Source organism: Pantoea sp. X-Soil-TKNS-1211, from assembly GCF_059730495.1.
The window spans coordinates 40,669-61,958 of record NZ_AP035954.1; the positions used below are offsets into that span (position 1 = coordinate 40,669).

At 54.6% G+C, this 21,290-nt stretch carries 18 protein-coding genes; 9 read left to right on the plus strand and 9 right to left on the minus strand.

The window, feature by feature from the left end; genetic code table 11:
- Positions 1-56 precede the first annotated feature (56 nt).
- From AC6I8W_RS20715 to AC6I8W_RS20730, 4 genes are all read right to left on the minus strand, one after another.
- The gene (locus AC6I8W_RS20715) at positions 57-809 is read right to left on the minus strand and encodes a DeoR family transcriptional regulator (protein ID WP_497838543.1); all 753 of its coding nucleotides are present in this window, start codon (positions 807-809) and stop codon (positions 57-59) included.
- Between the two features lie 77 nt (positions 810-886).
- Positions 887-2,149 (minus strand): DUF1479 domain-containing protein, encoded by a 1,263-nt coding sequence (locus tag AC6I8W_RS20720; protein ID WP_497838544.1) that lies wholly within the window; start codon positions 2,147-2,149, stop codon positions 887-889.
- A 233-nt stretch (positions 2,150-2,382) separates the two neighbouring features.
- Positions 2,383-3,780 (minus strand): YfcC family protein, encoded by a 1,398-nt coding sequence (locus tag AC6I8W_RS20725; RefSeq protein WP_497838545.1) that lies wholly within the window; start codon positions 3,778-3,780, stop codon positions 2,383-2,385.
- Complete coding sequence (locus AC6I8W_RS20730) at positions 3,777-4,922, minus strand: M20 family metallopeptidase (RefSeq protein ID WP_497838546.1); 1,146 nt, start codon at positions 4,920-4,922, stop codon at positions 3,777-3,779. The genes AC6I8W_RS20725 and AC6I8W_RS20730 overlap by 4 nt, the downstream gene beginning before the upstream one ends.
- A 112-nt stretch (positions 4,923-5,034) precedes the next feature.
- Here AC6I8W_RS20730 and AC6I8W_RS20735 point away from each other — a divergent pair, with 112 nt between their 5' ends.
- The gene (locus tag AC6I8W_RS20735) at positions 5,035-5,955 is read left to right on the plus strand and encodes a LysR family transcriptional regulator (protein ID WP_497838547.1); all 921 of its coding nucleotides are present in this window, start codon (positions 5,035-5,037) and stop codon (positions 5,953-5,955) included.
- On the opposite strand, the gene AC6I8W_RS20740 is transcribed toward AC6I8W_RS20735, so the two are convergent.
- Positions 5,945-7,003, minus strand: a complete 1,059-nt coding sequence (locus AC6I8W_RS20740) for an SDR family oxidoreductase (RefSeq protein ID WP_497838548.1) — start codon at positions 7,001-7,003, stop codon at positions 5,945-5,947. The genes AC6I8W_RS20735 and AC6I8W_RS20740 overlap by 11 nt on opposite strands.
- A gap of 97 nt (positions 7,004-7,100) precedes the next feature.
- Here AC6I8W_RS20740 and AC6I8W_RS20745 point away from each other — a divergent pair, with 97 nt between their 5' ends.
- The 5 genes from AC6I8W_RS20745 (at position 7,101) to AC6I8W_RS20765 (ending at position 12,657) form a co-directional block, all read left to right on the plus strand.
- A complete protein-coding gene (locus AC6I8W_RS20745; protein ID WP_497838549.1) occupies positions 7,101-8,012 on the plus strand; it encodes a LysR family transcriptional regulator in 912 nt (303 codons plus the stop codon).
- 164 nt (positions 8,013-8,176) lie between these two features.
- Positions 8,177-9,625, plus strand: a complete 1,449-nt coding sequence (locus tag AC6I8W_RS20750) for an amidase (protein WP_497838550.1) — start codon at positions 8,177-8,179, stop codon at positions 9,623-9,625.
- Positions 9,618-10,928: a purine-cytosine permease family protein gene (locus AC6I8W_RS20755; protein ID WP_497838551.1), complete on the plus strand. Its 1,311-nt coding sequence runs from the start codon at positions 9,618-9,620 to the stop codon at positions 10,926-10,928. The genes AC6I8W_RS20750 and AC6I8W_RS20755 overlap by 8 nt, the downstream gene beginning before the upstream one ends.
- Positions 10,921-11,622, plus strand: coding sequence for a biuret amidohydrolase (gene biuH / locus AC6I8W_RS20760; RefSeq protein WP_497838552.1), 702 nt, complete (start codon positions 10,921-10,923; stop codon positions 11,620-11,622). Before AC6I8W_RS20755 ends, biuH begins: the two co-directional genes overlap by 8 nt.
- Before the next feature lie 213 nt (positions 11,623-11,835).
- The gene (locus AC6I8W_RS20765; RefSeq protein ID WP_497838553.1) at positions 11,836-12,657 is read left to right on the plus strand and encodes a Cof-type HAD-IIB family hydrolase; all 822 of its coding nucleotides are present in this window, start codon (positions 11,836-11,838) and stop codon (positions 12,655-12,657) included.
- Between the two features lie 91 nt (positions 12,658-12,748).
- Here the strand turns inward: AC6I8W_RS20765 and AC6I8W_RS20770 are convergent, their stop codons facing one another.
- Complete coding sequence (locus AC6I8W_RS20770) at positions 12,749-13,636, minus strand: SDR family oxidoreductase (RefSeq protein ID WP_497838554.1); 888 nt, start codon at positions 13,634-13,636, stop codon at positions 12,749-12,751.
- Between the two features lie 104 nt (positions 13,637-13,740).
- Between AC6I8W_RS20770 and AC6I8W_RS20775 the strand changes: the two genes are divergently transcribed.
- Positions 13,741-14,565, plus strand: coding sequence for a helix-turn-helix transcriptional regulator (locus tag AC6I8W_RS20775; protein ID WP_497838555.1), 825 nt, complete (start codon positions 13,741-13,743; stop codon positions 14,563-14,565).
- Positions 14,566-15,071: 506 nt separating this feature from the next.
- Positions 15,072-16,454, plus strand: a complete 1,383-nt coding sequence (locus tag AC6I8W_RS20780; protein ID WP_497838556.1) for a M60 family metallopeptidase — start codon at positions 15,072-15,074, stop codon at positions 16,452-16,454.
- Between the two features lie 107 nt (positions 16,455-16,561).
- On the opposite strand, the gene AC6I8W_RS20785 is transcribed toward AC6I8W_RS20780, so the two are convergent.
- Positions 16,562-16,957, minus strand: a complete 396-nt coding sequence (locus AC6I8W_RS20785; RefSeq protein ID WP_497838557.1) for a winged helix-turn-helix transcriptional regulator — start codon at positions 16,955-16,957, stop codon at positions 16,562-16,564.
- A 111-nt stretch (positions 16,958-17,068) separates the two neighbouring features.
- On the opposite strand from AC6I8W_RS20785, the gene AC6I8W_RS20790 reads away from it, so the two are divergent.
- A complete protein-coding gene (locus AC6I8W_RS20790; protein ID WP_497838558.1) occupies positions 17,069-18,118 on the plus strand; it encodes an NAD(P)-dependent alcohol dehydrogenase in 1,050 nt (349 codons plus the stop codon).
- A 98-nt stretch (positions 18,119-18,216) separates the two neighbouring features.
- On the opposite strand, the gene AC6I8W_RS20795 is transcribed toward AC6I8W_RS20790, so the two are convergent.
- Together AC6I8W_RS20795 and ascF are read right to left on the minus strand one after the other, a co-directional pair.
- Entirely contained in the window at positions 18,217-19,647 is a 1,431-nt protein-coding gene (locus AC6I8W_RS20795; RefSeq protein WP_497838559.1) for a 6-phospho-beta-glucosidase, read from the minus strand.
- 12 nt (positions 19,648-19,659) lie between these two features.
- Positions 19,660-21,108, minus strand: coding sequence for a PTS cellobiose/arbutin/salicin transporter subunit IIBC (gene ascF, locus AC6I8W_RS20800; RefSeq protein ID WP_497838560.1), 1,449 nt, complete (start codon positions 21,106-21,108; stop codon positions 19,660-19,662).
- Positions 21,109-21,290 lie beyond the last annotated feature (182 nt).

Below are 21,290 nucleotides of genomic sequence, written 5' to 3' on the forward strand. Positions count from 1 at the left end.
AGGACATGATGCGCTTATCCCAAGGCCAGGCAACGATCAATTTGTGCGTTCGTATGCTACTCAGGCTGTGCCACCAGTTCTAACCGCACGCCCGATTCAGACAGATTTTCACGCGCGGCGGCGGGAATATCGTCATCGGTAATCACGGCGTCAAAAGGGTGTTCCGGCGAGCTGGGATAGGGATGGATCACGCCGAATTTCGATGAGTCGGTAACGGCGACGGTGTAGGTTTGTTTGGCCATCACCGCATTGATCACATCGCAGCGCATCATATCCCGGCCGGTAAAACCGGTTTCCGCATGCCAGCCATCGACGCCAAGGAAGGCTTTATGGAAATTGATGTGCTGGATACAGAAGCGGGTCAGCGAGCCTACCACCGATTCACTGCTTTTCTGGTACTGGCCGCCGAGGATAACCACTTCACATTGCGAGTCACGCAGCAACTGAGCGATGTAGTGACTGACGGTGATGATGGTCAAATCTTTGCGGTTAGCCAGACAGCGCGCCAGCAGGGCATTAGTGCTGCCGCCCTCTATGAAAATGGCTTCACCGTCATTGACTAATGACGCGGCACGTTCAGCGATGGCCTGCTTAATCTTGTAACGGGTGCGCATGCGCGAACCGACATCATCACTGTCGGGAGCGACGGCGGAGCCGTGCACGCGGCGCAGGAAATTTTCGCGCTCCAGCGCATTAAGGTCCTGGCGGATGGTCACTTCGGAAACGCCGGTTAACTGCGAAAGTTCGTTAACGGTGACGCTGCCCCTTTCGTTTACCAGTTGGATAATCTGTTGGTGTCGGCTATTCATCGCATCAGGCTTGGGCACGGTTAGGATAATGTCGCAGTGTAACAGAAACCCGCCCGGCAGCACCGGGCGGATGGCGGTCAGGCTAATCCCAGGCTACGTCTGCCGATGGCGTTCAGGTCTGCGGTGGTGAAACGTTCCTGCCAGTCGCGTTCATAGTCTTCGCGCGGGAAGTCAGGGGGCGAAATACCGAAGTCCAGTGCATTCGCCACTTTTGCGGCATAGCGCAGATTCTTATCGCACAACGGCGCGGCGGGAATATACATCACATTTCCCCAGCCCTGTTGGTCTTCAACCGGGGCCACGGCATGAATCACATCACAATGCCACCAGACAGAGTCGCCCGCCTGTAATGGCGGAATAGAGCACAAACCCTCAATCAAATCGGGATGCCAACGCTCAGAGATGGGCAGCACTTTTCCGGGGGCGACACCGCACAGTTCATCTTCCGGCACATCACTTAGCAGCGGACGTAATAACACATATGCCATGGCTTCCGGTACTGGCACCACATGCAGCAACCCCTGGCCGGCTTCCATATCTGACAGCGCCGTCCAGCCCTGGAAGGTTCGGAAGGCTGAACATTTGGTGGTATTCGCCACATCATATTCATTGACGTCAGTCCTGTGGGCGGCATCCCAGGGGTCGTAGTCAGCAAATTGGTTATTGAAGATTTTGCTAAACACCTGCTGATAGGCGGGCAACAACCACCGTTCCAGCGCACCCGAATCGGTATGGGCGCCAAGTCCTTTCGACGTGGTGCCGGGCAGACGGCGGCGGATGCGATCGGGATAGATGATGCTGACGTCCGGATCAAACCAGTTAACGCCGCCACTGTTAAATTTCCACAGCCGGTTCAGGAACGATTGCGTCAGCGCGATCCCTTCACTTTGTCGGGCTTCCATCTGTGATTTGGACCAGTAGATGGGGTAAATCTCCGGCCTGGAGGCTTCCAGGCTGCCAAAGAAGGTGTCGCCTGGCCCACGATACTGACGGTCAAAATCGTTCAGTTCGAGATAATCAAGCATCGCTTTATCCCATGCCAGCGCCTGCTCACGGGCAAAGTTTTGCTTCACCACCACGCAACCACGACGTTTGATAAAGTCGATTTGTGCCTGAGTGACGTTCTTTTCGGCAATATCCCGCCAGCTGACTTCCGGCCAGGCTGAGCCCCGCTGTGCTTCATCTTCCTTTGCCTGCGCAATCGCTTGGTTGATTTTGGCTTTCACTTGAAGGAATAAACCGTCGACATCGCCAATTTGTTTTCTGAGTTGTTGTTTCATCAGGCGGATTTTCGCCTTGTGATCTTCTGGGAGGGTTACCGAAGTAAAAGGAATGTTCATAGCAACTCCAGGTCCGGGTACGATGTTTCGAATGAACTAGTTTTAACTTTCATTCGTAATATGCAGCGAAAATAACAAAACCGCAACAGTGGAATGTTGCGTGAGTTCACAGAGGGAAAAACGCGCATCGGACAGGGTTACATGTGGGGGAGGGAGGTGTAGCGGCGCGATTTATCGTGTGAGGTAAAACCGCGTGATAAATCAATCCGCTACGTGTATTGCGGGCTATAAAATCAGAACGGTCCCCACTTAATCGAGACGCCAATCAGCAGCATCACCACGCAAATGGCAAACCACACCGCAATCAGCGGTGCAATAAAACGTAGCCACTTACCGAACGGGATACCCGCGGTTGCCAGCACCGCCATCAGCACGCCCGAGGTAGGGCTGATACAATTCACAATGCCTTCACCCAGTAGCACCGTTTGTACCGTGACCTGGCGGGTCAGACCGAGGTTATCTCCCAGCGGTGAGAAGATCGGGATCAGCACTGCCGATTCTCCGGAACCGGATGAAATGCCGAAGTGAATCAACGCGGCGCTGATGAACATACCAATGGCCGCGACCTTTTGCGGCACCGGGGCCAGCAAATCGGTCAGGAAGCCGACAATCGGATCGAGCACATGGCCCTGTTGCAGCACCAGTGACACCGCGCCCGCCAGACCGACAATAAACCCGCCTTTCACCAGGCCAGAGCAACCGGCGAGGAAGGTATTAGCGATGTCGGTCCCGGACATGCGGCCAATCAACCCGACGACAATCGCCAGCAAGACAAACATCGCCGACATTTCATTGGTGCCCCAATGCAGTCTGACCGCCCCGCTGATAAAAATAATCAGCGCCAGCGCACAGGTCAGCAGAATCAACTTATGGCGTGGTGTCACCACCAGCGTGGCATCCTGCGCCTCTGTCTGTTTGGGACGTAACTCGCCTGCCTTACGTGCTTTGCGCACCGACCAAATCAAATAGCCCATCGCGCTCAACGCAAACAGCAGAAAGGTCAGTCCGCGCAGCAGCATGCCGGAAAAAATCGGCAACTGCGCCAGGTGCTGCGTCAGGCCGGTGGTGGCTGGCCCTAACACCGAGACGTTAAATCCGGCGGCGCAGGAGAGATACACCAGCGACGCACCGAGGATCGGCGATAAACCCAGTGAACGCGCCACCAGCAAACCGATGGGCACGAACGCCACCACCGCGTTGATCACCGCGCCGGTGGTGCCCAGAATGGCGAAAATCACACCGAAGATCAGGATGATGCGGGTATCGCTCAGACGAGTGCTGCGGGCAAGAGAATTCAGTGCAGTTTTAATCGCCCCGGTTGACTCCACCACCGCCAGCACGCCACCGGTGAACAAAATCAAAAAGATAATCGGCGCGGCTTTCACCATGCCGTCGGCAATCGCGGTGAAGATCTCCAGCGGATAAACCCCGGACTGCGGCACGGCATGCAGGCTGCCTTTCACCGCAAACTTAATCCCCTCACGGGTTTCGTAATCGAAGGCACCCGCCGGAATCAGCCAGGTGGCGATAGCCGCCACCACCAGCATAATAAACAGCAGCAAATACGGGCTTTGCCCGGCGGGACGTGCCACCGGCACCGTGGCGGATGGCGCAATATTCACCTGACTCATGCCGTATCACCTGCTGAGTTGTCGCCAAGGAGAATACCGGCGACCAGGGCGGCACGCGGCACGATATCGACAATATTGATATGTTCATGACGTGCGTGGATACCCCGGCCAGTGGCACCGAGGCCATCGAGTGTGGGCAGTCCCAGCGCAGCGGTAAAGTTGCCATCGCTGCCACCGCCGACGGATTTGCCTTCAACCGCAAAACCAAGCGCTAAGGCAATGCGTTGTGCACGCACCAGCAACAACGTGGAAGCCGGGGTTTGCCGCATCGGCGGACGCCCCTGTTCACCGGTAACTTCCAGGGTGATCCCCGGCATCACCGCTTGCAGGTTAGTGATGGCGTGATGAATACGCTGCGCCTCTTCCTCGCTGGTCACACGGGTATCAATGCCCAGCTCGGCATGGTCAGCCACCACATTGATGCGACTACCGCCATTGGCGATGCCAACATTCACCGTGGTACCGCGTTGCGGATCATTCAGGGCGTGCAGGGCGTGGATTTGATACGCCATCTCCTGCACCGCGCTGATCCCCTCTTCGGGGTTGTTGCCCGCATGGGCCGCCAGACCGGTGATCACCACGTCATAACGTCCGGTTCCTTTACGCGCTATTTTCAGCGCACCGCTGCCCACTTCTGCGGGTTCCACCACCAGCACCTGTTCTGAACCCATCGCGTTGCGGCCGATCCAGGCACTGGAACTGGGGCTGCCCACCTCTTCGTCGCTGTTACAGAGAAACACAATGCGCTTCCCGGTTAATCGCTTTAGCTGCACCAGCGCACGTACCGCCCAGATGGCCTGCACCAGCCCGGCTTTCATATCCAGCACGCCAGGGCCATAAAACTTGCCATCCTCTTCCCGTAGCGCCAACTCGCCATGATCCCAGACGGTATCGAAATGTCCGATCAGGGTGGTTTGTGGGCCATCTTCACCCAACGCAAAACGCAGATGGTTGCCATAGCTCGGTTGATGATCAACTTCAGCATGGATCCCCAGGCGCTGTTGAAAAATGCTCTGTAGCACTTCGCCACAGCGATCGACGGCGGCTTTGTCGAGTGACGGTGATTCCGCCTGCACCAGACGTTTGATATCGCCCAGAATCTCGTCGGCGTGCTGCTGTAAGTAATTTTTTATATGGTTCATTTATATTTTCCTGCCTTAGTCCAGACGGCAGTATGCGCAGAAAAGTCAGCGGTTAAAAATGAACTGGGAATGCTAGAATTGTTGACCTGAAAGCAACAGATAGGCTTATCTTATGACAAATGCCGCTTATCCTGAGAAAGCGATAAGTTATTTATATGAAGTGGGGATGCAGGGCGGTATCCGGCGTGCCGCCGATGCCCTCGGAATCAACCCTTCGGTGGTCAGTCGCCAACTGTCGCTGCTGGAGCGTAGCCTGCAATTGCCGCTGCTGGAGAGGCGCGGGCGCAATGTGGTGCTCACGGAAGCCGGTAAGCTGCTGGCCGAGGATTATGCGCAGACCACGCAGCGCCGCAAACTGCTGGAGCGACAACTGCGGGATATGCGGCATATGCGTGGTGGATCGGTCACGTTGCGCATCGGGCAGGGCATGGTGGAAGAGGTGGTTAACCATGTGTTGCAGGAGTTCTCCGTCGCCTGGCCGGGGGTGTTTATCGATATCAGTTCGGGTGATATGCAAACCACCGTTGACTTGATTATGCGCGGTGAGGTCGATATGGCGGTCGGTTTTGGCACTGCCGGGCCACCTGGCTTAAAAAGTCATAGCTTTGTGCGAGGGCCAATTTGCGCCATTGTTACGCCGGATCACCCCATTGCCGGTTACTCCTCAATTAGCGTGGCGGAACTGACACAGCACCGTCTGATCGCCATGAGCGACACCTTTGGTCTGCAACGTTATCTCAGTGCCATCTTCAAAAGTGAAGGACAGTTGCTGGCCCCGGCATATTGCTGCAACCTGTTTTCCAGTGCACTGGCGCTGTGCCAGGCCGGATTGGGCATTGCGTTTATGACGCAACAGGCGGTGCCACGCGCTTTGCTGGAGCAGGGGTTGCGGGCGATTCCCCTCGATCACCGCATCGCGCGGGAAAGTCAGTGCCATTTGCTGCGCAGCGTGGATCACCGTTTCACCCCAGCTGCCAGCTATCTCTGGCAGCTGTTGTGTAACTTTTTCTATGAGTCAGAGATTAAGGAATGATCCTCGCCTGACGGAACTGCGTAAACAAATCAAAAAACATCTGGTCAGTAGCGCAGTAGTGACTGAAACCGGCACGGCGTAATTTGCTGCCATCGCCGAACATGTCGTAATCCCAGCTAAAAACAAAGTCCGCAAAGCGCCCATCACTCAGTTGCAGCAGGTCAGTCTGTCGCAGAGCAGCCTGCTCAGCCAGCGCCTGCCATTGCGGACGGTAGTCGCGAAATATTTGCTGGAAAGAGATCGTCGCGGCAGGTGCGCTGTCAAGTTCAAACCAACGCGCAATGGCGGGCCAGAGTTCACTCCAGCGCCACAAGTCGCCGTTGTTGACGTTAAAGGCCTGGTTACGTGCCGCATCGTTATCTGCCGCCCAAACGGTCGCCGCTGCCAATAACCTGCCGTCGGTGTGATCGACCATGCTGTGCCAGGTGGCGAGTGAGGCGGGAAAACGTAACGGCAATCCCAGCACCCGACATAACGAGGCATAGATCGCGATACTCAGCGCCAGGTTCATCATATTGCCCGCTACCGGGCTGCCGACGACGCCTGGCCGCAGCGCGCTCCAGTGCCAGGGCTTACCCTGCTGGTATGCCGAGAGCCATGTCAGCTGTGCCGCATTAAACTCCGCGCCCACAACGGCGGGATCACTTTCACGCGCCGGGGTTTTGAAACGTCCCAGATGGGCACCATAAACCTTATATCCCTGCATCAGGCTGACATGCTGCAACGGCGCACAAGCGTCGATGCCCTGCACCAGGTTGCGCAGCATTGTGACGTTAGGCTCCACCATTGACGACCAGTCGGGCGCATCCAGCCAGGCGCTGTAGAAGATGTGGGTCACGTCAGTCAATCCAGCCAGAGCTGATGCGCTGCTGGTGCTGTCCAGCAGATCCACGCTAACCAAAGGGATAGGCTGCGTTTGTTGCGTCTGCTGGCGGGTCAGGCCGATAACTTGCCACTGCTGCGCCAACAACGTTTCTATCAGTTTACTGCCGACGATGCCGGTCGCCCCCGCTACCAGGGCGACCTTTTGCTGTGATGAGTGATGCATAGAGGATCTCCAAATGATGTGGAGGTTGCATTCTCATCTATTATTTTTTGTGGTTATATCCCATCAATTTGATGTCACTTATCACGGAATTTAATAAATGAACAATAAGCTGAATGCCATCGCCACCTTCATTCGCGTGGCAGAGGCGGGTTCTTTCTCTGCGGCTGCACGCCAGAGCGGCAGCAAACAGTCGGCGATCAGCCAGCAGATTGCCGCGCTGGAAGCGGAGTTGGGGGTGGTGTTGCTGCGACGTACTACCCGTGCGATGGCGCTAACGGAAGCAGGGGCGCAGTATCTGCAACAAATACAACCACTGATAGAGGCAATGGACGATATTGAGACGCAACTGCGCCCGGTGCAGCAGCAATTGCGGGGCAATCTGCATATCCAGCTTCCCAGCGGTATCGGCCAGCTATTCCTGCCGCATCTGTTGCGTTTTCAGCAGGAGCATCCGGGTATCCGGCTGGATGTCGCGCTGGATGATCGACTGGTTGAGGTGATCAGTGAAGGTGTTGATGTGGCGTTGCGTTTGGCAGATCACCCTCCGGCGAATATGGCAGCGCGTCAGTTGGCGCGGGTAACCACGGTGTTGGTGGCGTCCCCGGCGTTAATCCACGATCGGCCGTTACGCGAGGTGGCGCAGTTGCGGGATTTTCCCCATGTGCGTTTCGCAGGCATCGCTAAAGACGCACCCCTGACCTTAATTTCTGGCGAGGAAACCCTCACCATTCCGGTGAATACTGTGTTCAGAGCCAACACCAGCCAGGTGCTGATGCAGGCGATTGAAGCGGGATTGGGGGTTGGTGGTTTACAACTGCCGCTGGGTGCTGCGTCATTATCATCTGGCTCCCTGGTTCAGGTGTTGCCTGAATATCGCTTGCCGGACCGCTACCTGTACGCGGTTTTTCCTGACGCGCGTTTTATTCCACTGCGCGTCAGGGCGCTGGTGGATCGACTCAGTGTACTCCAGACTCTGCCCGGTTTTGCCGCAATGCCCGCGCCGTTTTAGTGCATTGCTAGCAATGGTGCTAACGTTTTCTGGCTATAAGAATTCGATCTTGTATCCCAGTCCGTATCCTGACTGACTTTCTCGCTTTACCACCGTTATAGCCGAGCAATCTGGCACGCGATCTGCACTGACTCCGGGTATCTACGATTCTCCTGGAGAAAGTCATGTTTGATGAGTTACTGGATGGTGATGCAACATTGCTGGCGACACTGGTAAGCAACGGTGAGGTGTCAGCACGTGAACTGACGCAAGCCGCACTCGACCGTCTCAATCAGCGGGAACCGCAGGTTCAGGCCTTTTGTACTCTGGTGCCAGAGCGGGCGTTGGCACAGGCCAGCGCGATTGATACCCGACGGCTGAAAGGGGAAACACTCGGTGCGCTGGCTGGGGTGCCTTTGGCGGTGAAGGATTTGATCTGCACTGCCGGGATAAAAACCACGTCCGGTTCCGCCGCCTATGCCGATTTTATCCCGGATGAAGATGACATCACTGTCGAGCGTCTGCTGGCGGCAGATGCGGTGTTGTTGGGGAAAACCACCGCACCGGAATTCGGTTATAGCGGTGTAGGGCACAATCCGCTGTTCCCATCGCCACGTAATCCGTGGGATCTCAGCAAAACCCCTGGTGGCTCCAGTGCCGGTTCGGGGGCGGCGCTGGCTGCTCGTCTTTGTCCCATCGCGTTAGGTAGCGATGGTGGGGGATCAGTGCGTATTCCGGCAGCGCACTGCGGTGTCTATGGCTTAAAAGCGTCGATGGGGCGCGTGCCGCTATGGCCTGGCTGTCGTGACGAACGCTATCCGGGAGTATCGAGTTGGGAGTCGCTGGAGCATATCGGTCCGATGACACGCAGCGTGCGTGATGCCGCGCTAATGATGTCGGTGATGGCTGGCCCCGATATGCGCGATCGACACTCCATTCCCTGTAGTGATGTGCACTGGCTAAATACGCTGGCGAAACCGCTGAAGGGCTTACGTATCGCCTTCAGCGTGGACTTTGGTTTTGTCGCGGTTGATGCTGAAGTCCGCGACGTTGTGACTGCCGCCGCACGCCGTTTTGCTCGCAAACTGGGGGCAGAACTGGAAGAGGTTAACCCGGCGATTGAAGATGAAGTTGCCGCTTTTTCGGCGCTGGTGGCGCTGGAAAGTGACCTGAGTGGGATGCGTGACCTGCGCACGCAACTGGGATCGCGCATGTCTCCCCATCTGGCCGCCATGCTACAACATGACTGGCGTGCGGAGACATTCACCGATGCCATCGCGGCACGGAAAAAACTCAGTAACCAGCTATGGCGCTTTATGCAAGGTTACGATCTGCTGCTGACGCCGACTTTAGCCACACCACCGTTCCCGTTGGGCATGCAAGGCCCGGAGATCATTGATGGCCGTATGGTTCGCAGCGACCACTGGCTCTCTTTCTGTTTTCCCTTCAATTTTACCGGCCAACCGGCGGCTTCCGTCCCGGCGGGCTTCACGGCCAGCGGGTTACCGATTGGCATGCAGATTGTAGGTCGTCATCTGGACGATGGCCTGGTGCTGGCGGCAAGTGCCGCTTTTGAGCGCATTCAACCCTGGAATCATTTCTATCCTGCTGTTACCGGAGTCGTCCATGAGTGATAAATCTTCCCCTGCCCTGGAGCAGGAATTCGAACACGAGCCTGTTCCCCTGAGCCATCGTCATTCAACGCGTTCGGTCTCCGCGGTGTGGTTTGGTTTTCCGATGATCTTAACCAATGCGTTATTTGGCGGCATCATCACCTGGCATCTCGGCTTCTGGCCTGCGCTGATCGCCATTCTGTTGGGTAATCTGGTGTTGTTTGCCTACGTGGGTGCGCTGAGTTGGTTTGCGGGCAACACCGGCATGAACTTTGCGCTACAGGCAAAACGCACCTTCGGCACCAAAGGCTACATTCTGGTCTCTGGCTTTCTGTCGACGGTGGTGATTGGTTGGTACGCTTTCCAGACTGGTCTGACGGGAACCGTGATTAACCAGACCTTCGGCTGGAACGCGTTGGCGGTAACGGCTTTCGCCATGGTGCTGTATACCGGCGTCACCTTTCTTGGTGTTCGGGCGCTTTCGGTGCTGGGGATGATCGCCGCACCCTTGTTTGTGGTGCTGGGGTTGGTGGCCTTATGGCTGATTGCGGAAAATCATGATTTCAGTGCCATCACGCAGTGGCAGGGCAGTGCCAGCGCCGCCGGCGCGATGAGTATGGGGACGGCCGTGACTATGGTGGTGGCGGGTTTTGCCGATTCCGGCACCATGACGGCAGATTTCACGCGCTGGTCCAAAGATGGGCGCTCAGCGGTTATTGCCGCGTTTTCGGCCTTCCCGCTGGCGAACGTCATCTCGTATCTGTTTGGTGTGGTGATTGTTGCGGTGGGGGCGGCGGTTGATCCGGTCAGCAACGGCGGTAATTTTCTGCCGATGTTGATGGGCCACGGCGTATTGCTCTCGACGGTTGCCTTCCTGTTTGTGTTTATCAACCTCGGTTCGGTCTGCACCCATTGCCTGTACAACGGTGCGGTGGGTTTTAGTCATCTGTTCAGCAGCAAAATGCGCATCTGGACGCTGATCCTGGGGGGGATTGGTGGCGTGCTGGCGCTGGCTGGCGTGTGGTCATACTTTCTTGAATGGCTCAGTCTGCTCGGCATCGTGGTGCCACCTTTTGGCGCGGTCATGATTGTCGATTTGATCTTTATGGCGAAAGTCAGTGAAAAACGGCCGACTCGCCGTCTGCGTGGCAGCGCGTTTGCCGCCTGGGCGATTGGCAGCCTGTGTGCGGTGCTGGCACATGTGGCGTTCCCGCAATTTGGTGAAGCGGTGATTGGGCTGGTGACAGCGGCACTCAGCTATACCCTGATTGTGAAGATGCAGCGGCCAGTGACAGTACAGAATCTGGAGAAAGAAAATGCCTGACTATTCTATTGATTCAACGCCTTACGCTTGGCCGTATGATGGCCGCTTTAGCTCGCGCGACACGGCGTTGGTGATTATCGATATGCAAACCGATTTTTGTGGTAAAGGCGGTTATGTCGATAGCATGGGTTACGATATCGCCCTGACGCGCGCCCCCATCGTGCCGTTGCAGCAGGTGCTGGCGAAAATGCGTGCGCTGGGCTTCCCTATTATTCATACGCGTGAAGGTCATCGCCCGGATCTGAGCGATCTGCCAGCCAACAAACGCTGGCGTTCAAAGCGCATGCAGGCCGAGATTGGTGCGCCCGGTCCCTGTGGCCGCATTCTGGTGCGTGGGGAGCCGGGGTGGGAGATTATCCCAGAGCTGGCACCGTTGCCCGGTGAGGTGATTATTGATAAACCCGGTAAAGGCTCCTTCTATGCCACTGATCTGGAGTTGATTCTGCGCAGTCGCGGCATTCGCAATCTGATCATCAGCGGCATCACCACCGATGTTTGCGTGCATACCACGTTACGTGAAGCCAACGATCGTGGATTCGAATGTCTGGTGTTGTCGGACTGCTGCGCTGCAACGGAACTGAAGCATCATGAAGCCGCTTTAAGCATGATTCATATGCAGGGTGGGATCTTCGGTGCGGTCGCCAGTTCGCTGACGTTGCTGGCAGGATTGCGGGAGGAGAGCGCAGCGGCATAACGTCAGACGGGGGCGTGATACCAACGCCCTCACCTGAATCTGTAGCGGGATCAGGGAAAAAGGCAGCGATTTACAGTAAAAGATGGTCTGGAAATCTCTGAAAGCGGTGAACAATCTGATAATTAACATTCTCATTAATCCACACCGCGAGTAAGCTGAATAAAACCTTTGAAGCCGGATGGATGTGACGGCGCACAGATACAGGAGAGCACTATGGCAGTGAAAATGATTGCGGTGGATATGGATGGCACGTTTCTGGATGACAACAAGCAGTACAACAAGCAGCGCTTTCTGCGTCAGTACGCGTTGCTGAAAGAGAAGGGCATCCGTTTCGTGGTCGCCAGCGGCAATCAATATTATCAGCTGCTGCGCTATTTTCCTGAAATCAAAAACGAAATTGCCTTTGTGGCAGAGAACGGTGCCTGGGTATCGGACAGCAACGAAGAGATTTTCTGTGGCGAACTGGCACCGGAAGCGGTGCATCAGATCCTCGACATTTTGGCAAAAGAGCCGGAGATCAGCACCGTGGTGTGCGGCCGTAATGGTGCCTATGTGCATACCTCGATGCCGGATGAGGTAATGGCGATGCTCGCCAACCATTACCATCGTCTGGAAAAACGCGACAACCTTTACGATATCGATGACATCATCTTTAAGTTTTCGCTCAATCTGGCGCATGAAGGTGTTGATGCGCTGATGGAGCGTTTGCATACGCAACTGAATGCGGTTGAAAACATTATGCATCCGGTATCCAGTGGTTTTGGCTTTGTCGATCTGATCATTCCCGGCTGCCATAAGGCGCACGGTATCGCGTTGTTGCAGGAGAAATGGGGTATCGATGATTGCGAAGTGCTGGCGATTGGCGACAGCGCGAACGACCTCGAAATGCTGCGTCAGGCGTGCTACAGCTTTGCGATGGCGAATGCGGCCGCGCCAGTCAACGCGGTGTCGCGTTATAAAACCGAAAGCAACAATGATGAAGGCGCGCTGAATGTGATTGCACGCCTGCTGGCGCGTGAATTTCCTTTCGCATAGTCGTTAACCGTAGCGGCGCGATTTATCGCGCTCGTTTGACCTATGATGTTAAAAAACGCGCGATAAATCGCGCCGCTACGGTACCGTACGATCAGCAAAAGTAATCTGTTTCGCGCATATCCTGCAACAATCCCGGCCCGTCTGGCTGCCAGTTAAAGGTCTGGCGCGTCCATGCGCTGGACGTCGGATTATCGGTGGCGGCAAAACGCGCCATCCAACCCAGCCATTCCTGCGCCTCGTTTGGTGTCAGACTTTTCACCGGCAGAGATAACCCTGCGGCAATGGTTTCCGCGATCTGGCGGAAGGGAATACCTTCTTCCTGCACCGCATGCAGAATGGTGCCCGCTTGTGCCTGCTCCGCCGCAAGGCAAAACAACTCGGCAGCGTCAAAGCGATTGACCGCAGGCCAGCGGTTCTCCCCGTCATCCACGTAAAACGCCGCGCCTTTTTCCTTTGCCAGGTTAATCAGCATCGGCACAAAACCGTGATCGCCTGCGCCATGTACCGTCGGTGGCAAGCGCACCAGCGCGACACGCACCCCTCGTTCCGCCAGCGCCAGTGCCGCCACGTTGGAAGCCGAACGCGGATGCGCGCCTGCCACCGGTTGATCCTGCTCAGTCGCTAACCGTCCCGGTGCAACCAGCGCGGTTCCGGAGGTAACAATCAGTGGCCGATCGGAACCCGCCAGTTCCTCACCCATGGCTAAAATCGCCTGTAGATCGACAGCGGCGGCATGATCCATACGACTGAAGTCATGGATATAGCCAGCGTGGATCACGCCGTCACTTTGTCGCACTGCGACGCGCAGGCTGGCAATATCCTCCAGATCGCCGCGCAACACCGTCACGCCCTGCTGGTGCAACTTGTCTGCTGACGCATCGCTCCGCGCCAGCCCCAGTACCGCGTGACCACGTGCGTGGAGTTTTTTCACAATGGCGGAGCCGACAAAGCCGCTCGCCCCGGTCACAAAAATTCGCATATTCGTGCTCCTCACTGGCTGTTAACAGGCACTATGATAAAAGCCTGCGACCGGGTGAACAGACGTGAGCTTATACGGGTATTGAAACTAACAGGATACAAACCATGACAATGCAAGACGACAATCTGCTGGGCAATTATCTGCGTGAACGCCGCCAGCGTCTGGACGCAGCCCGACTCGGTTACCCGATGCAGCGCCGTCGTACGCCGGGTTTGCGCCGCGAAGAAGTGGCGGTTCGCGCCTGCGTCAGCACCACCTGGTATACCTGGCTGGAGCAGGGCCGGGGCGGTGCGCCATCTGAGGTGGTGCTGGAGCGATTAGCGAAGGCGCTGGAGTTGAGTGCCGCCGAGCGCGATCACCTTTTTTTACTGGCGCAGAATCGTCTGCCTGGTGTCAGCTGGCAAGGTGGGGTGAGCGTATCGCCCTCGTTGCAGCGCGTGCTGGACAGTATGCCAATCACCCCGGCGTTGGTGAAAACCGCCGAGTGGCAAGTGGTGGCGTGGAATAGGGCGGCTACCAAGGTTTTTGTCGATTATGCGCAACTACCACCTGATCAGCGCAATATCCTGCTGATGATGTTCCGCGATGAGCAGATGAAAAAGCGCTTACCCGAGTGGGAGAAGGTCACGCGCGGTATGGTGGCGAACTTCCGCGCCGATGTGGCGCGCACCGGAGCCAGCGAGCATGTGCGTGCGCTAGTGGACGAGTTGTGCACCATGAGTGAAACCTTCCGCCACTTGTGGCAATCGCAGGAAGTCAGCCAGCATGGCGAAGGGATCAAACAACTATGGCTACCGGACGAAGGGGTGCTGGAACTGGAGTACAGCACCTTTGCCGTCGAGGGTAAACCCGGCCTGAGCCTGGTGGTGTTTAATCCGCGTCAGGAGCAGGACCAGAGGTGCATGATGCGTCTGATGTCGCGTCCCTAGCCGCGCGACAAAATCCCGCTACCACGGTATGTGGATAATTAACGATTTTTTATCCATAAATCTGCGTCCTACTCGGAAGTAACTCATTTTAACTAAGATGTAACGATAAACCATCAGGAAAGAATCTATATCGAGAATGCCCCATCGGACATATGTAAATTAAGTGTATTTAGTTTTCCACCTACAAAAAACGATCCCTACTCCTTGAATGATTAGGCTGGCTGATATCATTCCCATCCAGATTTTGTGATAAATCATGCGCTTTTCTCATTCATGGAAATAGCTGGTTTTTATTTAGATAATCCTTCAGATTATTTGAAATTGATTGCGATCAAGTAAATATTATTACTTTTGAGTGATTTTATTGTGCGCCATATTTCTTGATGTGGAAATAAGGGGGGCTAAACTTCCACCTTTTGCTTATCTCCTTAGTATTCTTATTGAGAGAAATATGGCCGCACCAGGTAGTAATATTAAATGGAAATTAATGTTTAAGGATGTATAAATTGTCAAAAAAAATGCTGCCCCGTACTCTTGCCTTGATATTTATCACTGGATCTTCCTCTCTCTATGCAATGAACGTATCTCCTCAGGTTTTTCCTCCCATCAATCTGGTTGGCAATGAAACAGTTTCTAATAATTCGCCAATTGTGCTCAGAGGCACTCCGTTCAGTGTACCGGATTCCAAACGAATGGCATCATGGGCCTGGCATCATGGTTCCCCTTTAGGATATTATGTGGAGCCTGGACAATCTTTTAATTATTATATTGATTGCACGAATCATAAAGACAAGATATATCCTTATATTCAGGTAGGTACTTATACCCGTTATAAAGGCACGACTCCTCTACGAAGAGCGGTAGTCCAGAATGTGCATAACACTCTCACCTCGGGTCAGAATGGGGGCATTCTTTACGCACAGGCAGCAATGATGGAATATAATGCTGACGCATCATGCAACCTTACCATAGAGGGCGCAAATCCAATGCCGAGGTATCAATTGGGCACGACGACGAAGGCCGCATGGCGCGCAATGTTAGATAATTATCCGGCGCCTGATGTCATTCTGGAATCAGAACGTGCCATTATTGTCGCTTCGCGGGAAAATGCGTTGCGTTATCTCGAAGAAGATCAGGATAAAGTGTTACAGGCCATTGACAAAGTCATAAACGCTGAAGATAAAATTGCAATGTTACAAGATGATCCTACACTTTTTTCTTCAAATAGCAAAAGTTTGCACAAGATATTAATGACTGAAACAGATAATCCCGACGTGTTTATGATTGCAACCGATTATCACACCGCTTATTACAAAGATACGATGGGGCATCTCCTCAGTCTTAAAGGATTTGCCAACGATGGTTGGGGCCCCTGGCATGAGTTGGGCCATATGCATCAGCAGAATTTATGGAGATGGGATGGGATTAACGAAGTTCAGGTTAATATTTTCACGCTCGCGGCCGAAAGAGCCATGGGGATATATCCATCCCGCTGGATGAAAGAAACTGATTCCTGGGGGAGAGCCAAAAAGTATCTTAATAAGACGTCGTCTGAAAAGGATTACAATCTGGATAAGGAATTGGGCAATGAAGGAAAATTAATGATGTTCCATCAGCTCTGGCTGGCTTATGGTGATGTGTTTTATCAGTCGTTACATCGTTATTACCGTGCTACGCAACCTGTTCTGGCAACCGATGAAGAGAAAATAAACAGCTTCATTTTGCGAGCCAGCTTTTATTCCGGGCATAACCTTGCATCCTTCTTTTCCATCTGGGGATTGATGCCGAAAGACCCCAATGCCTATAATTCGCTGATGGCTAAATTAAATGCATTTGGTTTACCGCCTACAAAAATCGATCCTTACACCTTAACGGATCAGGCCGATTGATAGCCTTCCCGCCCGGATTTGTACGCTAAATCCGGGCGAGTATCGGTAAACTGAAATCATCTGCCTCACGCATATCCTGTTACAACTCCCGTCCGTTCGGCTGCCAGTTAAACGTCTCGCGCGTCCGTAGCCGCGCGGTAGTTGGCGGTCATTTCGTCCAGCGCGGCCTGATTCTCCAGCCCCCATTGATACATCTGTTCAATCGGTGCGGCAAAGGTCATCCCGAGCGGTGTCAGGCGATAATCGACCTTCGGTGGCACTACCTCATAAACATGGCGCGCGATCAGGCCACGTTGTTCCAGTTCTTTCAGCGTTTGGAATAACATCTTCTTCGAAATCCCCTGCAAACTGCGCTGAAGTTCCCCGGTGCGGGCGCGCTGGTTCGGCCAGTGATACAGCGCATGCAACACCATGCTGCTCCACTTCAGGGAGAAAAGATCCATCAAGCGGCGCGGCGGGGAATCCGCGAAGAACATCAGTTTACCGTCAACCCAGGCAGGCATAGGCTTATCTCCTCAGATGGTCACCAAAAGGTGACTACTATCAATTATGAACCTTGTTCTTTATAGTCTGCCGCCTTCACACAGCCATTGCCACAAGCTTTCGGAGGCGCAATGAAAATCAACGCGTTAGTCGCAACCCATGCCACACAACCTCTCTTATCCGGTCAGATCGCGCTGCGCAGCGTGCAGGCGCAGGATGTCAAAATCGAAATCCTTTACTGCGGCGTTTGCCACTCAGATTTACATATGGCGCGCAATGAATGGGGCGTTAGTCACTACCCCTTAGTGCCGGGCCATGAAATTGTCGGACGTGTGATTGCCACCGGTGAGGCGGTGAGCGATTTTCAGGTTGGGGATGTGGTCGGTGTGGGCGTGATGGTCGATTCCTGCCGAACCTGTCATTTCTGCCAGCAGCAGGAAGAACAATATTGTGAAGCCGGATGGACCGCGACCTATAACGGCACGGATAAATATACCGGTGGCAGCACCTGGGGTGGCTATGCGCAGCATGTGGTGGTCGACCAACACTTTGTAGTGGCGATTCCGACCAACCTGCCGCTGGCCGGTGTCGCTCCACTGTTGTGTGCGGGCGTCACGGTCTGGTCGCCACTGCGCTACGCTAACGTGAAAACCGGGGATCGCGTCGGGGTGGTGGGACTTGGCGGTTTAGGTCATATGGCGGTAAAACTGGCGAGCGCACTGGGTGCGGATGTGACGCTATTTACCACTTCGCCGCAGAAAGGCGAAGATGCACTGCGTTTAGGTGCGAAACGCGTGGTGGTCTCGCGTGATGCTGCGCAGATGGCAGCCTGCCAGACATCACTGGACCTGATCATCGACTGTGTCTCTGCCCCGCACGATCTCGATCCTTATCTCGCGACGTTAAAAACCAACGGCAAGCTGGTGTTGGTGGGGATTCCCGAGCAGCCACATGCGTCTCCCGACGTAACCCCGATAGTCAACCGCCGTCTCAGCATCAGCGGTTCGTCCATCGGCAGTATCAAAGAAACTCAGGAGATGCTGGATTTCTGCGGCCAGCACAACATCACGGCGGATATTGAGCTGATTGCTGGTGAAAAGATTGAAGAGGCATTTGCGCGCATGTTACGGGGCGATGTGAAGTATCGTTTTGTGATTGATATGCAGGCTACGCGCTGGTAGAAGGGGACTGATTGGCCGTAGCGGCGCGATTTATCGCGCGGGGTTTCCGGCATCGCGCGCGGAATGGCGCGATGAATCGCGCCGCTACGGTTCAGGTTTTACGCTAAATCCTGTCCATTACTGGCAATGACTTTCTTGTACCACCAGAACGATTTCTTACGCATACGATCCAACGTACCCTGCCCGTGGTCGTCGCGATCCACATAGACAAAACCATAGCGCTTACTCATCTCTCCGGTTGAGGCGGCAACCAGGTCGATACAACCCCAGGTGGTATAACCGATCACCGGGATGCCATCGTCAATCGCCTGCGCCATGGCGTGGATATGCTCCCGCAAATAACTGATGCGGTAATCATCATGAATTTCACCCTCAGCATTAATCTCATCACGCGCGCCAAGGCCATTTTCCACCAGGAACAGCGGCTTCTGGTAACGGTCGTACATCATGTTCATGGTGATGCGCAGTCCCAGTGGATCAATGCCCCAGCCCCATTCACTGCGTTTGATATGCGGATTAGTCAGGGATTTCACCACGTTGGCGGCGCTGCTGTTTTGCTCGTTCATCTCGGCCGAAGCACAGCGCGAGGCGTAATAACTGAAGGAAACAAAATCCACGGTGTTTTTCAGGATCTCGCTATCCTCAGGTGCCATCTCAATCTTCACCCCTTTCTCACGGAATACACGAGCCGAGTAGGAAGGATAAGCACCGCGCGCCTGCACATCGATAAAGAACAGGTTTTCGCGATCTTTTTCGAGGGCCGCCCACACATCTTCCGGTTTGCTTGACCACGGATAGAAGTTACCGCCTGCCAGCATGCAACCCACCTGGTTTTGCGGATTGACTTCATGGGCGATCCGCGTCACCAGCGCGCTGGCAACCAGTTCATGGTGCGCGGCTTGATATTTAACCTGCTCAGGATTTTCGTCGGCTTCAAACACCAGACCTGCACCCGAGAACGGGCTGTGCAGCAGGATGTTGATCTCATTAAAGGTCAGCCAATATTTCACCAGGCCATCAAACGCTTCAAAACAGGTGCGTGCATAACGGGAGAAAAACTCAATCATTTTACGATTGCGCCACGAGCCGTATTCCGTCACCAGATGCATTGGTACATCGAAGTGGCACAGCGTCACCAGCGGTTCAATCCCGTGCTTCTTACACTCGCTGAACACATCGCGATAAAAAGCGATGCCCTCCGGATTGGGTTGCAGCTCATCACCGTTGGGAAAAAGACGGCTCCAGGCTATCGAAGTGCGGAACACGCTAAAACCCATCTCTGCCATCAACGCGATATCTTCTTTGTACCGATGGTAGAAATCGATGGCCTGATGGCTGGGATAATATTCGTCTTCACGCAGGGTAAAACGCTTCTCCAGCCCCAACTTAACCGGCATACGGTGCGGGCCATGTGGGATCATATCCACGGTGGTCAGTCCCTTGCCGCCTGCCAGATAACCCCCTTCCGATTGGTTAGCGGCTAAGGCACCGCCCCATAAAAATCCCGCAGGAAATGTCAGTTCAGACATGAAAATCCTCAATTAATTGGCGTTTACAGGTTTTGCGGCGTCAACCGCCGCAGCTGGCGTTTTCGGGCTGGATTCCGCAACCGGGATATCCTCAAAGCCCAGCACCAGGGTCAAAACAAACGAGAGCACCACCGACAGCGCCATCACCGCACCCACCCAAACGATGCTCATTGGGTTGTTGGGATCAAAAAACTGCACGCTGGTGAACAGGCCAGGAGAGGCCATTGAATGGCTGGCGAGGCCACCAATACCGGCCACCGCGCCACAGATAAAGCCACTGATCAGACTGGCGATCAGTGGGCGTTTCAGCCGCACCGCCACACCGTACAACGCCGGTTCCGAAATCCCGGCAACAATCGCCGAAGCCGCAGCGGCCAGGGCCGTCTGACGCAGTTCCGGGTTTTTGGTCTTAAAGGCGACCGCGAGGGAGGAACCGCCGAGCGAGAGGTTGGCACCAATTTCTGATGGCATCACCATCCCTTCTTTCCCGGTCTCCGCGATAGTCTGGATGATGGTTGGGGTGAACACACGATGCATTCCGGTCATCACCAGCAGGGGCCAGAGCGCTCCCATAATTGCCACTGACAGCCAGCCCAGGTAACCGTGAATGGTGTAAACCAGCGAGGAAATTCCACTACCGATCCAGATGCCCAATGGGCCAATTAGCACGATGGCGATCGGCGCGGCAACCAACACGATCAACATCGGTTTGAGGAAGTTCTTGGTCACTGCCGGGGTGATACGATCGATGATGTGTTCAATGTGCGACAGGATCCAGGTCATCACCAGGGCGGGGATCACGGTGTAGGTATATTTGACCGCCGTTACCGGGATATAAGCAAATTCCACCGCCTGGCCTTGTGCGGCTTTGGCCATCAGGTCGATAAAATTGGGATGCACCAGCACGCCAGCGATGGCGATAGCCAATGACATGTTGGTTTTAAACTTCAGTGCGGCTGAGGCGGCAACCATGATCGGCAGGAAGAAAAATGCGCCATCGCCAATCACATTGAGGATCACCAACGTTGAAGACCCTTCCGCAAACACGCCGGTCATATTGAGGATCATTGCGAGTAATTTCACCATTGAACCGCCAATAATGGCGGGGATCAGCGGTGACATGGTGCCCACCAGCGCATCGAGAATCCCGGCACCGATGCGTTTCAGGGTGATTTTGCGTGGTGCGGGTGACGCGTCTGCCGCCGATCCTGGTGTCGCCAACTTCAGCACTTCCTGAAAGGCCTTCCCGACATTATTGCCGATGATCACCTGGCACTGGGTATCCGCGTGCACCACGCCCATCACGCCGGGGATGGTTTTCAGTACGGCGTTATTCACCTGCTCAGGATTCTTCACCACAAATCTCAGGCGGGTCATGCAGTGCGTGACGGCTTCGATGTTTTCAGCACCTCCCAGCGCCAGGACGATGGCGCGGGAGATCTCGGCATAATTCTTCGACATGGATTTTTCGTCTCTTATCAAAATAGGGCGCTTATCTGGCGGGTCGTGCTGCAGCTGTAGAGCAGAGGCCACCAGATGTTCAATTTCTCATCATGAGAAACCGGTTTCACAAAATAATGAAGTTGTATTTATAACCTGACAAGAGATTTGAAATTTGATTTAAAACATTGTGACGCGAATCA

What these genes read in the sequence shown, in the direction of transcription:
- AC6I8W_RS20715 (WP_497838543.1), bottom strand. Translation starts at nt 809, where the DNA reads ATGAATAGCCGACACCAACAGATTATCCAACTGGTAAACGAAAGGGGC.
- AC6I8W_RS20720 (WP_497838544.1), bottom strand. Translation starts at nt 2,149, where the DNA reads ATGAACATTCCTTTTACTTCGGTAACCCTCCCAGAAGATCACAAGGCG.
- AC6I8W_RS20725 (WP_497838545.1), bottom strand. Translation starts at nt 3,780, where the DNA reads ATGAGTCAGGTGAATATTGCGCCATCCGCCACGGTGCCGGTGGCACGT.
- AC6I8W_RS20730 (WP_497838546.1), bottom strand. Translation starts at nt 4,922, where the DNA reads ATGAACCATATAAAAAATTACTTACAGCAGCACGCCGACGAGATTCTG.
- AC6I8W_RS20735 (WP_497838547.1), top strand. Translation starts at nt 5,035, where the DNA reads ATGACAAATGCCGCTTATCCTGAGAAAGCGATAAGTTATTTATATGAA.
- AC6I8W_RS20740 (WP_497838548.1), bottom strand. Translation starts at nt 7,003, where the DNA reads ATGCATCACTCATCACAGCAAAAGGTCGCCCTGGTAGCGGGGGCGACC.
- AC6I8W_RS20745 (WP_497838549.1), top strand. Translation starts at nt 7,101, where the DNA reads ATGAACAATAAGCTGAATGCCATCGCCACCTTCATTCGCGTGGCAGAG.
- AC6I8W_RS20750 (WP_497838550.1), top strand. Translation starts at nt 8,177, where the DNA reads ATGTTTGATGAGTTACTGGATGGTGATGCAACATTGCTGGCGACACTG.
- AC6I8W_RS20755 (WP_497838551.1), top strand. Translation starts at nt 9,618, where the DNA reads ATGAGTGATAAATCTTCCCCTGCCCTGGAGCAGGAATTCGAACACGAG.
- biuH (WP_497838552.1), top strand. Translation starts at nt 10,921, where the DNA reads ATGCCTGACTATTCTATTGATTCAACGCCTTACGCTTGGCCGTATGAT.
- AC6I8W_RS20765 (WP_497838553.1), top strand. Translation starts at nt 11,836, where the DNA reads ATGGCAGTGAAAATGATTGCGGTGGATATGGATGGCACGTTTCTGGAT.
- AC6I8W_RS20770 (WP_497838554.1), bottom strand. Translation starts at nt 13,636, where the DNA reads ATGCGAATTTTTGTGACCGGGGCGAGCGGCTTTGTCGGCTCCGCCATT.
- AC6I8W_RS20775 (WP_497838555.1), top strand. Translation starts at nt 13,741, where the DNA reads ATGACAATGCAAGACGACAATCTGCTGGGCAATTATCTGCGTGAACGC.
- AC6I8W_RS20785 (WP_497838557.1), bottom strand. Translation starts at nt 16,957, where the DNA reads ATGCCTGCCTGGGTTGACGGTAAACTGATGTTCTTCGCGGATTCCCCG.
- AC6I8W_RS20790 (WP_497838558.1), top strand. Translation starts at nt 17,069, where the DNA reads ATGAAAATCAACGCGTTAGTCGCAACCCATGCCACACAACCTCTCTTA.
- AC6I8W_RS20795 (WP_497838559.1), bottom strand. Translation starts at nt 19,647, where the DNA reads ATGTCTGAACTGACATTTCCTGCGGGATTTTTATGGGGCGGTGCCTTA.
- ascF (WP_497838560.1), bottom strand. Translation starts at nt 21,108, where the DNA reads ATGTCGAAGAATTATGCCGAGATCTCCCGCGCCATCGTCCTGGCGCTG.